Raw genomic sequence first — 12,592 nt, forward strand, 5'->3', positions numbered from 1 at the left:
GAGAGCTTTCGCATGACGCCGCCGGCCGTGCCGGCGGCGTCATGCTTGATGATTAGTCGACGGTGACTTCGTTCAGCTTGATGCGGGTATCCGGAGCGGGCACGAAGCCCTTGACGCGCTTGCTGACGCCGTAGATCGCATTGCTGTTGTAGAGCGGCAGTTCGAGCGCCTTATCAGCGACGTATTTGCCGATGTCCTTCAGCACCTTTTCGCGCTCGGCGCGATCGGTGAGGGGGCGCTGCGATTCCAAGAGCTTGTCCAGAGCGGCATCCTTTTCATACGGATTCCACTTTTCGCCGGAGTGATACATCGAATAAGCAGTGTTGTCGTAATCGAAGGTCCAGCCGCCCCATTTCTGCTGGAACATCGCGCCGGTCTTACCCTGCGGGATGATGTCGTTCAGCAGAACGTTGGTTTCATACGGCTTGATGGTGGCGGTGAGGCCGACCATCTGCAGATAGCTTGCCACGACCTGCGCCACCTCGTTCATGGTCGCGTCGTTGCCCCGAATGTCGATCTGCAATGTCGCGCCCGGCTTCACGCCGGCTTCGGCGAGCAGCTTCTTGGCGCCAGCGGGATCATAGGGAAGCGGCTTCAGATCGGCATCGTAGCCGAAGGAAAGCGAATTCTGGAAGCTGACGATCTCGGTTCCTTGGCCAGCAAGGATCGACTTGACGATCGTGTCGCGGTCGACGGCCATGATGATGGCCTTGCGCACACGCGGATCGGCGGTAATGCCGTCGCGGGTGTTGAAGCGCAGTGCATCGACCGTCGGGCCGGGAACGCTGGCGATTTCCAGCTTGGAGTCACCCTGAATGACCGGCAGCATGCCGATCGGGATGGTCGGCGGGATGACGATATCGACGCGGCCGGCCTGAAGCTCGGCAACGGCGGTCGCCGGCTCGCTGATGAAGCGATATTCCAGTTCGGACAGCTTCGGTGCGCCGCCCCAGTAATCCGGGTTGGCTTCGAGCTTGATGTTCACCTTCGGCGTATAGGAGACGAATTTGAAGGCGCCGGTGCCGACCGGATTGAGGTTGAAGTAATCCTCGCCCTTTTCCTTGATATATTTCGGCGGCACGATCATCGCGCCATAGCCGGCAAGCTTCGTCAAAAGCACCGGATCGGGCGTTTTCAGCTTCATATCGACCGTGTAGTCGTCGATGATATCAACGCTTTCGATAGCCGTGTAGTTCGAGCGCTGCGGTCCCTTGGCGCCCTGTTCGCCGAGCAGGCGGTCGAAGGTGAACTTCACCGCTTCGGCATTGAAGGGCTCGCCGTCATGGAATTTCACGTTATGGCGGAGCTTGAAGCGGATACGCTTGCCCTGATCCAGCTCTTCCCAGGATTCGGCAAGACCCGGTACCAGCTTGAGATCGGGGCCACGATAGGTAAGGCCGTCGAAGATGTTGGTCGAAACGGCAGCCCATGCCACGAGGAACGTGTCGATCGGGTCCCAGCTGCCGGGATCCTGCGACGACGAAACCGTCAGCTTGCCGGCCGCGAAGGCCGGAGCGGCGCTGATCGCGACGCCTGACATGACAAGTGCCGTCAGAGCGGTCTTCAATCCCCATTTTATTGTTTTCATTGAACCTGTTTCCTCTTCAGATCGATGCAGTGGTTGGTGGTCGTTCAGGCACTCTTGGCGATGAAGTGGCCTGAGGTGATTTCCTCGTGAGCCAGGACCGGCGGCTCGTCGCCGACGCGGCGGACGGGATTGGGGATCTCGCCTTCCAGCAGGGTGGTTCTGCGCTCCTGCGTCGGATCGGCGATCGGCACGGCCGAGAGAAGGCGTTGCGTATAGGCATGCATCGGTGTTTCGAAGACTTGGCGGCGACTGCCGATTTCCATGATCTGGCCGAGATAGAGGACGGCGACGCGATGGCTGATCTTCTCCACGACGGCCATGTCATGGCTGATAAACAGATAGGCGAGCCCGCGTTCCGCCTGGAGATCCATCAAGAGATTGATGATCTGGGCCTGGATCGACACGTCGAGCGCGGAAAGCGCCTCGTCGGCGATGATGAGCTTGGGATCGGAGGCCAGGGCACGGGCGATGCAGACACGCTGGCGCTGCCCGCCGGAAAACTCGTGCGGATAGCGATCGGCATGAGCCGGCGTCAAGCCGACGCGCTCAAGAAGTTCGTCCACTCGGCGGCGAACCTCCTTCGATCCGGATATGATGCCATGGGTGTTGATCGGCTCTGCAATCGAGAAACCCACCGTCTTGCGCGGATCGAGCGAGGCGAAGGGGTCCTGGAAAATATACTGCACGTCGCGCCGCAGGCGGAATCGCTCCAGTGCCGACATGGCGGCAAAACTCTTGCCGTTGAAGGTGATTTCGCCGGAGCGCGCTTTCTGCAGTTGCTGGATGGTGCGGCCGATCGTCGACTTGCCGGAGCCGGACTCGCCGACGAGGGCCAGGGTTTCACCGGGATGAATATCGAAAGCGACCTTCTGGACGGCACTGCAGCGATGCGTGACCTGGCCGAATATATTCTTCTTGATATCGAAGCGCACGAAGAGATCGCGCACGGACAGGAGCGGCTGCTGGTCGTAGCGGGCAGTATTCTGGACCCGTTCCTCACCGACAATCTTCGGCTCGCCGCCGTCGAGGACGGTCAGTGGCATGCGCTTTGGAAAATCCTGACCGGTCATGCTGCCAAGCTTCGGCACTGCGGCGAGAAGCGCCTTCGTATAAGGGTGCCTGGGATTGGCGAATATCTCGCGAACCGGGCCTTCCTCGACCTTCTTGCCCTTCCACATGACTACGACATCGTCGGCCATTTCGGCCACCACGCCCATGTCGTGGGTGATGAAGATCATGCCCATGCCGAGATCCTTCTGCAGGTCCCGCATGATGTTGAGGATCTGCGCCTGGATCGTCACGTCGAGGGCAGTCGTCGGCTCGTCGGCGATCAGCAGATTCGGGCGGCAGGCAAGCGCCATGGCGATCATCACGCGCTGGCGCATGCCGCCGGAAAGCTGGTGCGGATAGCGGTTCAACAGTGCCTGCGCATCCGGCAGACGCACCATCTCCAGCAGGCGCTGTGCTTCCGCCATTGCGGCGGACTTGCCGATCTTCTCGTGAAGGAGAAGGACCTCGCAGATCTGGTCGCCGATGGTGAAGACCGGATTGAGCGAGGTCATCGGCTCCTGAAAAATCATGGCGATCTCCTTGCCGCGAACCGTGCGCATCTCCTTCTGCGAAAGCTTCAGCAGATCCTTGCCGTTGAAGAAGATGCTGCCGGTCTCGAAGCGTGCGCCCATCATATCTGCAAGGCGCATGATGGAAAGCGAGGTCACGGATTTGCCGGAGCCGGATTCGCCGACAACTGCGAGCGTTCGCCCCGGCTGGACCGAAAAGGAAAGTCCTTCGACGACGCGGTTTTCGCCAAACCGCACAGTCAGATCCGCGACAGACAGAAGCGGATTGTTGTCGCCTGCAGCAGCCGTCATGCGCTTACCTCGATATTGTGCAGGTCGTTCATGGCATCGGAGACGATTGCCGTGTCACACTTTGCGTCGATGATGCAGGTGCGCTCACCGGGATCGCCGCCACAGCCGGATAGTAGCATGTTCATGCGGACACCCGTTGCGGCCTGGCAAAGGCTGGCGATGTTTTTCTACAAAACAGGCGTCTTATGAACATCTGTATCCGCGTTCCCATTATATTTGTTAGGCATGAGATAGCATCAAACAACAATCCGGTCTATATTGTTCAACAATTTTCGTGTTGCCAATCAAAAATGGGGACAAACCTGCTAAAATCGTCCAGCGGACTTGCCGTTGGGGTGGTGCGACTGCTGCAGACAAGCATGAGAACGCTGTACGCTTCTCAGCAAACGCCTGATATGGCCGGACATCGAAGACGATTGAGTGCAGGCGCCGGGAGAGCAAATGAAGCAGACAAATCTTGCGAGCATCGAGCCGCCATCGGTCGCTGAGGCGGGGCAGACGCTGGCGGAACTGACGGCCGCCCGCATCCGCGAGCGCGTGATCAGCGGTGTGCTATCGCCGGGTAGCCACCTGTCCGAAGCAGCTCTTTGCGAGGAGCTACAGGTCTCGCGCAACACGCTGCGCGAAGTCTTCCGGCTGCTGACGAAAGAGGGCGTGCTGCGTCACGAAGCCAATCGCGGCGTCTTCGTGTCCACGCCGAGCATCTCCACGATCATGGATATCTTCCATATTCGCCGGCTGATCGAGTGTTCGGCGCTTGCCAACGCGCATCATCGCCATCCGAGCGTCGACAAGATGCGTGCTGCCATCGAGGCTGCCGTGCAGCATCGCGATCGTGGCGAATGGCTGGAGGTCGGCAGCGCTGATATCGCCTTTCATGCCGCGATCGTCGAGCTTGCTGATAGTCCTCGGCTTTCAGCCTTCTATGCGCAGATCTCGCTTGAACTGCGCCTCGTCTTCGGGCTGATCCGCGATCCCGAATATCTGCATGCTCCCTATGTCGGCCAAAACGCGACCATTCTTGCGCATCTGGAGGAGGGGGCGCCGGCGAGTGCTGCCGACGCGCTGGAGAAATATCTGTTCCAGGCCGAACGCTTCATTCTGGCAGCCTATTCGAGAGCAATGCCGGGCTGAGTCCGGTTACTATAATTGATATGATGAATGGTGTGGACAATCTCTGCGAGATGGGTCCAAGCTCCATGTAACCATTTGCCTCCTGATCCGCTTTGATCGAAGGATATGCAACACCCCGGACGTAGGCGTGAGGTCCATCGGACAGCAGAATTCGCTTTTGCTGCAATCGATCAGGGCGTCCCGCCGATCAACCGGCAAACTCGTTTCGACAACCGTTAAGACGGATGGGGCTATGGACGCGCAATCCCCGACGACCTCCAGCAGGGCCACGGCGATCCGGCAGTATGGGTTTCGCCGCTGTATCGCGGTGCGACGCTTGCGCTGTTTCTCTCCGGGCTTGCAACATCAGCCTCGCTGCCGCAGATCGTTCTTTTCCTCGTCAAGGAACTTGGGGCGTCCTTGCCAATGGCGGGGCTCTATTATCTCACCGGTCTCACCGCACCGATTGCCGGCTATCTTGTTGGTAGCTATTCCGACAGAACTGGAAGGCGTCTTGGTCTTTTTCGGCTTTGTGCCGTTGCCGGCGCTGTTGGTTGGGCGGGGATCGCCCTTTCGACGCAACCATGGATGCCGTTCGTGATCGGCACCGTCATTCTGGGTTTTTCCGGATCTGCCACCTCGCAGCTCTTCACCGCCATCCATGACGATCTCAAAGTCAAGGGTGCCGGTGCGAATGACAGCGTCGTGGCCATAATCCGCATGGCTTTGACCGCGGGCTGGGTCATCGGGCCGTTTCTTGGCGCCTGGTTTGCTGTCGAAATCGGGCTTCGCGCCATGTTGTGGGGAACGGCGATCTGTTTCTTCGCGCAGATCCTGCCGCTCGGAACACTACATGCGCTTGTTGATCCGGGGCAGCGAGCCGACAAGAAGACCGATGCCGTTGGTCACGTCGACTGGTCCGAAATGCTGCCGCTGCTGGCCTTTACAGCTCTCTACGTCCTCGTCTATGCCGGCGAGCCGATCAAATACGGATTCCTGCTGCTCTATATGCAGGACCAGCTCAAGCTTGATCCCTCCATTCAGGGCTCGGTGATAGGAACGCAGCCATTCATCGAACTCGTCCTTATGCCCTTCAGTGTCGTGCTGGCGCGACGGATCGGCATCTTATGGATGATGTGTGTCGCCGCGATTTGCGGCGTCATGGCCAACCTCTGTTTTGCTGCCTGGCCGACGGCCATGGGCATGTTTGCCGGCCAGATTCTGATGGGCGGAGTCTGGGGCCTCTACATGGTCCTCGGACTGATCGTTGCTCAAAGATTGCTCCCGAATGCAGTCGCGACGGCTTCGGCGATCTTCATGAGCTCCTCGGCGCTCGCCAGCGCCCTTGGCGGCGGTGTAGGAGGTGTCGGCGTTGCCTATCTCGGGCTTCCGAACGTTTTCTACCTCCCGGCGGCATTCTCCCTGGTAGCGGCGATCGGCCTGGCGGCCATGGCTCGTTCGGGCGCCATCAAATAGGGATTTCATGCCATAGGACAGGCATTATTTCATTCCGAGAAGCTCCAGCCAGCGTCAAATCTGCTGCAAGCCCTTCGCCATGATTTGGGGTGCTCTGCCAGATCCCGGATCCGCCTATGACTTGCATCCCCGCCTTCGGTTTCGCCATCGCCGCCACATCGCGTAGCCAACCGATTGTTCGCCTTGCTGAAAATATGATTGACTGAAGACGATCGATTGGCTAAGTGATAAAGTCATCTGATGACTTGATGAAATCCAATCATGCGCGCTCTGACCAAAACGACGCTTGCAGATACGGCCGTGGAGGCAATTCGCAGCGAGATTACCGGCCGTCGCTGGCTCGTTGGCGAAAAGCTGCCCAACGAGGCCTCCCTCTCGTCCATGCTGTCTGTGAGCCGCGGCACGGTTCGTGAGGCGGTGAGGGTCCTGGTGTCCCAGGGCTATCTCGAGACGCGGCAAGGATCCGGGACCTATGTCCGGTCGAATACAGATGTTGGTCGGCCACTGGACATGGCACGCCGCGCCGGATTGAGAGACCAGTTCGAGGCCCGGCTTGCGCTGGAGGTCGAGGCAGCAAGGCTTGCCGCCTTACGTCATTCCCCTGAAGCCGTTTCGCAATTGCGCGCCTTGCTGGTTGCTCGCGGCAACTATGCCGGCGGCGACAAGGCGGCGTTCATCGAGCGTGACCTTGCCTTCCACAAGGCTGTCGTCGCGGCCTCGCAGAACAGGGCGATGATCGAAATCTACGAGTTCTTCTCTCTATCGATTGCCGAGACCATCGAGGCGACGCTCGGCGAGGATATCCCCGAGCCGGATATGCAGGCGCATATCGCTATCGTCGACGCCATCGAAACCGGCAGCCCCGAAGCGGCCGATAGAGCTGTGCGCCGCTTCATGGCCCCCATCGTCGCTACACTTGATCGGTTGCTTATGTCATGACCATGTCCTCGCAAAATCTCGCCTCCGTCGAATTGATCGATGCCGAGGCTGATGAAGTTCCCGCGCCGCTGCCGCATGGAGGCAAGTCGCCGATCGGCAGGTTTTTGCTGGGTGCGAGCCTTGTGCTCATCGCTTTCAATCTGCGGCCGGTTTTTTCCAGCGCATCGGCGCTCTTGCCGGAGATACGGACCGGTCTTGGCCTCTCTGCCTTCGGCACCAGTATTCTTACGACCTTGCCCGTCATTTGCATGGGGCTGTTTTCACCGCTTGCGCCAAGGCTGGCGCAGCGCGTGGGGACCGAGCGCGTCCTGCTCGGTGTCATTCTCCTGCTCGCGCTGGGCACGGCGCTGCGAGGCTTTTCTTCGATTTCGCTGCTGTTCTTGGGCACCGCATTGGCCGGCGCCTGCATTGCTATCGGCAATGTCCTGTTGCCGGGCGTGGTCAAGCGCGATTTTCCCGATAAGGCGGCGCTTATGACGGGTTGCTATACGATGGCGCTATGCGCGGGAGCTGCAAGTGCGGCCGGCTTCACGCTTCCCGTCGAGCATGCTCTCGGCGGTTCGCTTGGCGGCGCGCTGGCCGTCTGGGCCTTGCCTGCCTTTGCCGTCGGACTTCTCTGGCTGCCGCAGGTAATCGGTGCGCGCAGCCAGGCGCGGCGCGCCGGCTTTCGTGTTACCGGTTTGTGGAGCGACCGCATCGCCTGGCAGGTAACGCTTTTCATGGGACTGCAATCGGCGCTCGCCTATTGCGTCTTTGGTTGGCTGGTGCCCATTCTGCGTGAACGTGGTCTCGACGGCGTGACGGCTGGCGTCATCGTATCTGCCTCGGTCATGGTGCAGGCGGCCGCCTGCTTGGTGGCGCCTCATATCGCCGTCAAGGGTAGAGATCAGCGCGCGATCAATGTCATCCTCTGCACAATTGCCGTCGTCGCCTTGCTGGGGCTGCTCTTTGCTCCGCTCTGGACGGTCTGGTTCTGGGCCGTGCTTCAGGGCATCGGGCAGGGCGGATTGATCGCGGTGGCGCTGACTGTCATCGTATTGCGTTCGCCCGATGCGCATGTTGCCGCGCATCTCTCCGGCATGGCGCAATTCGTGGGTTACCTGCTTGCTGCGATCGGTCCGCTTGTGGTCGGCATGATTCATGGTTGGACTGGAGGCTTCGCATGGAGTTCCATCCTATTCCTGCTGCTTGGCCTCGGTGCCGCGATCAACGGTTGGTTCGCCGGCCGCGCCATCACGGTCAATGCCAGGACGATCGAAACGTCCTAACGGCCGCGAGCGGATCGCATCCAGGCCGGCGAGCGAAATCATGAGGTGCCAGCCCACTGCCAAGGGGCGGTCCTGAATTTATACCCCAGCCCATGATCAATTTTGTTCATGCAAAAAGCAAACCGCCCGTTCGAAAAGCGGGCGGCATGGTTATGGTGCGTGACGAAACGATCCGGATTAGCCGGCCTTCCGTTGGCGCCGTGGTGGTTCGACCGCCGGAGGAATGTCGCTCAGGTTTTTCGTATGGCCCAGGAGAGCCTGCTTTGCCAACGTCGATCTTGTGGCTGCATAGGACGCCGAGACCATCGGATAATCCGCGGGCAAGCCCCATTTCCTTCGATATTCTTCGGGCGTCAGACCGTATTTGCTGTTCAGGTGCCGTTTGAGCGACTTGTATTTTCCGCCGTCTTCGAGGCAGATCAGATAGTCGTCTGTTATGGATTTTTTGATCGGCACGGCGGGCTTCAACAGCTTTTCCACCGCCGTCGTTGATGAGGCGGCCTGCTGAGAGCCTGTCAGTGCAGAATAAGTCTCCGTGATGAGCCTGGGTAAGTCTTCCGGCGTTGTCGCATTGCGAAGTACGTAGGCAGAGACAATCTTGCTCGTGAGCTCAATATACCTTTCATGGCTGGCAGTATTTTCCCTTTTCATTTTCGGCCTCACGCAATGTTTTTTATTTATGTATCCAATGTTGTTTTTGCTTTCAATAAAAATTGACGTGACTTTGGATATTCTTTGTCCTTGGTTTATTTTCATAGTAAACATCAGGCGATAGAAGTTTAGAACTGTTATATTCTCACTTTACCACAATATTCAAATTGCACGCCTTCAGGAGATGCGAGGCGCCGGCGTTCAAATATCTGTTTGCCAAGAACGGTGCGGGACCTGCCGGCTTTCGCCTTGCCTGGGTTGGATGTCAGTCACATCGTGGATGTGACCGTTGCCGGTGGAATGGCAGGACATGATGTTCGGTCAGCGGCGCCATGGTAATATCTCCCGGATCTTGGGGTGATACCCAGCGGATCTCTTCGATCTCTGCCGCTGCCGTGATTGCCGTATCGCCCACATGCAGCTGGAATATATCTGCAACGACGGTATGGTCTGGCTCGTTGGCAGCTGGCGCCTGGAAACCGCCAAGAAAAATCAGATCCTTAGCCTCTGCGGTAAGCCCCAGCTCTTCGAAGAGTTCCCTGATCAGCGCCGTCTCCGGCGTCTCCTGCGGCTCCATCTTGCCGCCGGGTTGCATGAAGGCAGCGGTACCGCGCTTGCGCACGAGCAATGTCTTCCCGTCCGGGCGCAACACCAGAGCCGCCGCAATGCGTATCGTTTTCGTCATGTCTTGATCTGATCGGATTCGCGGACGAGTTTCAACACTGATAATGTCTGCGCATAATTCGACGGCGTTCGACACGCGGACACCTTCGCTGTTACGGTTTCATCAGGTGCTGGCGGAAAAATGCGACGACCGCGGCGTTGAACTGCCTATGAAACGCGATGCGATCGAACCCCGGCGCGTCGATGCAGGCATCGGACGATGGGTGTATTTCCGGGCAGGGCGTCAGAAACGACAAATGCACGGCATTGGGGACGATCCGAAAATCAGGCTTTTCCGGCAATAGGCGCGCAAGCGTCGCGACATTTTCGGGAGATGCTCCACCACCTCCTCCAAGTTCCGAGCCCCAAAGCTGAAGCGGAACTCTGACATCTTTCACGCTGTCCACAGTCTGGAAGGCGATGCTCAGCGGGTCGGCTACAACGACTGCCTTGATACGGGGGTCGTGGGTCAATGATTGTGGTAGCGGTTGTCGCCGCGGAGACTGAGCATGGTCCGCTGGCGGGCAGCCGGCTGCTTTCGGATCTGAACAGCGTGGAGGCAGCTTGGTAAAATCCGGATTGGCTCCCGCAACGACGAGACCGGTATATCCGCCCAGGGAAAATCCGTAGAAGCCGATCCGCTGCGGATTGATCTTTCCGGCATCGGGAGACGCATCAAGCATGAAATCGACGGTCCGCTTGATGTCGGCAGGTCGCTCGATCAATACGCCAAGACCGTTTGCCCGGCTCATGTCGGCATGATTGGCGTGCGGATGATTGATGGCAACGACAATGAAGCCAGCGTCGGCAAGCGCTTCGGCGGTATCGTGATGGCCGAGATACCAGCCGCCATAGCCGTGCGAGATGATGATGAGCGGCAGCTCCTCGCCTGCAATTGGACAATCCGGCGTTGCCGGTATTGCGAGAGCACCGATCTTCACTTCTGTCGGAGGGGTAGCGCAAGGAGACCATATGGCGGCGTCGATCGCCGGATTATCCCCATCACCTGAGATGCGAATGAATTTCAAACCTGCCGCATATCCCGATGACGCGACAAGAAAGAGCGCGGCCGCGAGGGCAAGGCTAAAGCGGATCATGACAACTGCTCCATTTAACCAGAAATATACGCTGCGCGATGGGCTGTGATGGCAAGGCGCGCCGGTCGGTAGGTCAGTTGACGCGAAGGCGGCATATGTCGGCTATGAAAGCCATCGAGCTATCTTGCATAAACAGATAGCTTGTTATATTCGTTCTGTAAAGCTGAGGCGTTCATGACTGACTCGATCCAAGTTCAATTGCGGAAGGGCGTGCTCGATCTTTGCGTCCTGGCCGTGCTCTCGCGGGGCGAAAGCTACGGCTATGAAATTGCGAGTACGCTGGTTGCTGCGGTCGGCATGGGCGAAGGAACGATCTACCCGCTGATGCGCAGGATGCAGAATGACGGACTGGTTGCGACCCGCATCGTCGAGTCGAGCAACGGGCCGCCGCGTAAATATTATCGGCTCACGCCGCTGGGGCGCTCGATTTTTGAAGCGCATCGCCGCGACTGGCGCTCGCTAGCAGGCTCCGTCGACAAGCTACTCGAGGATTTGCCGTGACCAGGGAAGCATTTTTGCGCGCGCTGAGATTGGGACTTGCAGGCCTGCCTCCTCACGAGGTCGATGATATCGTGGCCGACTATGCCGCCCATTTTTCCGAATCCGAGGCCTCTGGCCGAAGCGAGGAGGAGGTTTCCGCCGCTCTCGGCGATCCGGCCAGGATTGCGCGAGAGCTGCGTGCGGATGTCGGACTGCGCCGCTTCGAGGCGCATTGGAGCGTGCCGAACCTGTTGGCTGCCATGATGGCGCTGGCCGGCCTTGCCATCGTCGATATCTTCTTCCTGCTGCCTTTGCTGTTTGCGGCGATATTCGTCACGCTCGGCCTTGCGATCGCATTGGTGGCCGTCGGCGCCGTTGGCCTGAAGATCATCGTCACGACCGTGTTGTTCCATATCGGCCTGCCTTCCGTCGGCATGCTGGCCCGCCTGCTTGTCGGTGCCGGGCTGGTGAGCTGCTTCGTGGGTGGCGGCGCTTTGCTGCTGATGGGTTTGAGTTTGGGTATCCGCATGCTCGGGCAATATGCCCGCCTGCATTTCCGCTTGGCGCAAGTGGACGAAGGTCGAGCTTGAGCGCCGGACTGCACATCGTTGGAGGAAACGGACAATGAACGGGAAATTGGCGACTGTCGCGACGACCGGACTGATTTGTGCATTCGTCTTTCTTGCGCTCGGCATCGGACTTTCCGGGCCGGATTGGGCAAACGCAGCGCATTGGTGGGGTGGCATGCAATCCAGCTGCGGATCTGCGGCTTCCGGCCGGCAGCAGGTTATCCTGCCTTTCAGCTCCAGTGGCAGCCTGACGATCGATATCCCGGCCTCTGTTCACTATCAGCCGGGCGGAAAGGCGGAGGCCGTCATCACCGGCGATCCCGCGCTTCTCGATCATGTGCGGCTCGAGGGTGGAAGGCTGAGCATGGATTGCAATCCGGGTTGGTCCAACTCCAAATTCGATGTCAGCCTGTCGGGGCCGCTCGTCACTGATTGGAGGGTGCGGGGCAGCGGCGATCTCGCTCTGTCGCAGCTCGATCAGGCAGATCTGCGCCTGAGGATCTCCGGAAGCGGCAGCGTCATGGCCACGGGAAGCGCACGCTCGGTGGATCTGGATGTATCGGGTTCGGGCACCGCACGTCTCAAGGACCTGGCCGCTCAATCCGTGAAGATCAGAATTCACGGCAGCGGCGATGCGGAAGTCGCCGCTGCGGCGGATGCAGACATCTCGATCAGCGGAAGCGGCAATATCGAATTGTACGGACGTCCCGTGCTGCGGCGTTCCGAGATCAGAGGCAGCGGTCGCCTGGTGCAGGTGCCGTAATCCATTGCGAGAAAGCGCACCGCGTGACGACGATCCTTGCCGTCGGCTTTGATCGATATCATGCGATCGCCTTGCTTTGAATGATTCTCATGTTAATCAGTGAGGGCCGTAATC

General features: G+C 59.1%; 13 protein-coding genes. 7 read left to right on the plus strand and 6 right to left on the minus strand.

Going from position 1 to position 12,592, the window contains the following annotated elements; genetic code table 11:
- Positions 1 to 52: 52 nt before the first annotated feature.
- The 3 genes from FBZ97_RS11590 to FBZ97_RS35050 are packed head-to-tail and all read right to left on the minus strand — an operon-like array spanning position 53 to position 3,584.
- The gene (locus FBZ97_RS11590) at positions 53 to 1,588 is read right to left on the minus strand and encodes an ABC transporter substrate-binding protein (protein WP_113350878.1); all 1,536 of its coding nucleotides are present in this window, start codon (positions 1,586 to 1,588) and stop codon (positions 53 to 55) included.
- Between the two features lie 44 nt (positions 1,589 to 1,632).
- On the minus strand, positions 1,633 to 3,459 hold the full coding sequence (locus tag FBZ97_RS11595; protein ID WP_145319627.1) for an ABC transporter ATP-binding protein: 1,827 nt from the start codon (positions 3,457 to 3,459) through the stop codon (positions 1,633 to 1,635).
- Complete coding sequence (locus FBZ97_RS35050; RefSeq protein ID WP_281406123.1) at positions 3,456 to 3,584, minus strand: hypothetical protein; 129 nt, start codon at positions 3,582 to 3,584, stop codon at positions 3,456 to 3,458. Before FBZ97_RS35050 ends, FBZ97_RS11595 begins: the two co-directional genes overlap by 4 nt.
- A 316-nt stretch (positions 3,585 to 3,900) precedes the next feature.
- Between FBZ97_RS35050 and FBZ97_RS11600 the strand changes: the two genes are divergently transcribed.
- The 4 genes from FBZ97_RS11600 (at position 3,901) to FBZ97_RS11615 (ending at position 8,255) form a co-directional block, all read left to right on the plus strand.
- Positions 3,901 to 4,593 carry a GntR family transcriptional regulator gene (locus tag FBZ97_RS11600; protein ID WP_145319630.1) on the plus strand — a complete coding sequence of 231 codons (693 nt, stop codon included), beginning with the start codon at positions 3,901 to 3,903 and terminating at the stop codon, positions 4,591 to 4,593.
- Positions 4,594 to 4,890: 297 nt separating this feature from the next.
- Positions 4,891 to 6,048, plus strand: coding sequence for an MFS transporter (locus FBZ97_RS11605; protein WP_246661758.1), 1,158 nt, complete (start codon positions 4,891 to 4,893; stop codon positions 6,046 to 6,048).
- A 261-nt stretch (positions 6,049 to 6,309) separates the two neighbouring features.
- Positions 6,310 to 6,987, plus strand: coding sequence for a FadR/GntR family transcriptional regulator (locus FBZ97_RS11610; RefSeq protein ID WP_145319633.1), 678 nt, complete (start codon positions 6,310 to 6,312; stop codon positions 6,985 to 6,987).
- Positions 6,984 to 8,255, plus strand: a complete 1,272-nt coding sequence (locus tag FBZ97_RS11615; RefSeq protein WP_145319636.1) for an MFS transporter — start codon at positions 6,984 to 6,986, stop codon at positions 8,253 to 8,255. The genes FBZ97_RS11610 and FBZ97_RS11615 overlap by 4 nt, the downstream gene beginning before the upstream one ends.
- Before the next feature lie 177 nt (positions 8,256 to 8,432).
- Here the strand turns inward: FBZ97_RS11615 and FBZ97_RS11620 are convergent, their stop codons facing one another.
- The 3 genes from FBZ97_RS11620 to FBZ97_RS11630 all read right to left on the minus strand — a co-directional run bounded on the left by FBZ97_RS11620 (position 8,433) and on the right by FBZ97_RS11630 (position 10,666).
- Positions 8,433 to 8,906 (minus strand): MucR family transcriptional regulator, encoded by a 474-nt coding sequence (locus tag FBZ97_RS11620; RefSeq protein WP_145319639.1) that lies wholly within the window; start codon positions 8,904 to 8,906, stop codon positions 8,433 to 8,435.
- Between the two features lie 265 nt (positions 8,907 to 9,171).
- On the minus strand, positions 9,172 to 9,591 hold the full coding sequence (locus tag FBZ97_RS11625) for an NUDIX domain-containing protein (RefSeq protein ID WP_145319644.1): 420 nt from the start codon (positions 9,589 to 9,591) through the stop codon (positions 9,172 to 9,174).
- Positions 9,592 to 9,682: 91 nt separating this feature from the next.
- Complete coding sequence (locus tag FBZ97_RS11630; RefSeq protein ID WP_145319645.1) at positions 9,683 to 10,666, minus strand: dienelactone hydrolase; 984 nt, start codon at positions 10,664 to 10,666, stop codon at positions 9,683 to 9,685.
- A gap of 174 nt (positions 10,667 to 10,840) precedes the next feature.
- Between FBZ97_RS11630 and FBZ97_RS11635 the strand changes: the two genes are divergently transcribed.
- Genes FBZ97_RS11635 through FBZ97_RS11645 form a run of 3 tightly spaced genes read left to right on the plus strand, consistent with a single transcriptional unit; the run spans position 10,841 to position 12,478 of the window.
- Positions 10,841 to 11,167: a PadR family transcriptional regulator gene (locus FBZ97_RS11635; protein ID WP_092707768.1), complete on the plus strand. Its 327-nt coding sequence runs from the start codon at positions 10,841 to 10,843 to the stop codon at positions 11,165 to 11,167.
- On the plus strand, positions 11,164 to 11,736 hold the full coding sequence (locus FBZ97_RS11640; protein WP_145319648.1) for a DUF1700 domain-containing protein: 573 nt from the start codon (positions 11,164 to 11,166) through the stop codon (positions 11,734 to 11,736). Before FBZ97_RS11635 ends, FBZ97_RS11640 begins: the two co-directional genes overlap by 4 nt.
- A 34-nt stretch (positions 11,737 to 11,770) precedes the next feature.
- On the plus strand, positions 11,771 to 12,478 hold the full coding sequence (locus FBZ97_RS11645) for a DUF2807 domain-containing protein (RefSeq protein WP_145319651.1): 708 nt from the start codon (positions 11,771 to 11,773) through the stop codon (positions 12,476 to 12,478).
- Positions 12,479 to 12,592 lie beyond the last annotated feature (114 nt).

Origin of the sequence: Rhizobium sp. ERR 942, from assembly GCF_007828395.1 — a bacterium.
GTDB lineage: Bacteria > Pseudomonadota > Alphaproteobacteria > Rhizobiales > Rhizobiaceae > Rhizobium > Rhizobium dioscoreae.

Coding starts and splice junctions, on each gene's coding strand:
- FBZ97_RS11590 (WP_113350878.1), bottom strand. CDS start 1,588: ATGAAAACAATAAAATGGGGATTGAAGACCGCTCTGACGGCACTTGTC.
- FBZ97_RS11595 (WP_145319627.1), bottom strand. CDS start 3,459: ATGACGGCTGCTGCAGGCGACAACAATCCGCTTCTGTCTGTCGCGGAT.
- FBZ97_RS35050 (WP_281406123.1), bottom strand. CDS start 3,584: ATGAACATGCTACTATCCGGCTGTGGCGGCGATCCCGGTGAGCGCACC.
- FBZ97_RS11600 (WP_145319630.1), top strand. CDS start 3,901: ATGAAGCAGACAAATCTTGCGAGCATCGAGCCGCCATCGGTCGCTGAG.
- FBZ97_RS11610 (WP_145319633.1), top strand. CDS start 6,310: ATGCGCGCTCTGACCAAAACGACGCTTGCAGATACGGCCGTGGAGGCA.
- FBZ97_RS11615 (WP_145319636.1), top strand. CDS start 6,984: ATGACCATGTCCTCGCAAAATCTCGCCTCCGTCGAATTGATCGATGCC.
- FBZ97_RS11620 (WP_145319639.1), bottom strand. CDS start 8,906: ATGAAAAGGGAAAATACTGCCAGCCATGAAAGGTATATTGAGCTCACG.
- FBZ97_RS11625 (WP_145319644.1), bottom strand. CDS start 9,591: ATGACGAAAACGATACGCATTGCGGCGGCTCTGGTGTTGCGCCCGGAC.
- FBZ97_RS11630 (WP_145319645.1), bottom strand. CDS start 10,666: ATGATCCGCTTTAGCCTTGCCCTCGCGGCCGCGCTCTTTCTTGTCGCG.
- FBZ97_RS11635 (WP_092707768.1), top strand. CDS start 10,841: ATGACTGACTCGATCCAAGTTCAATTGCGGAAGGGCGTGCTCGATCTT.
- FBZ97_RS11645 (WP_145319651.1), top strand. CDS start 11,771: ATGAACGGGAAATTGGCGACTGTCGCGACGACCGGACTGATTTGTGCA.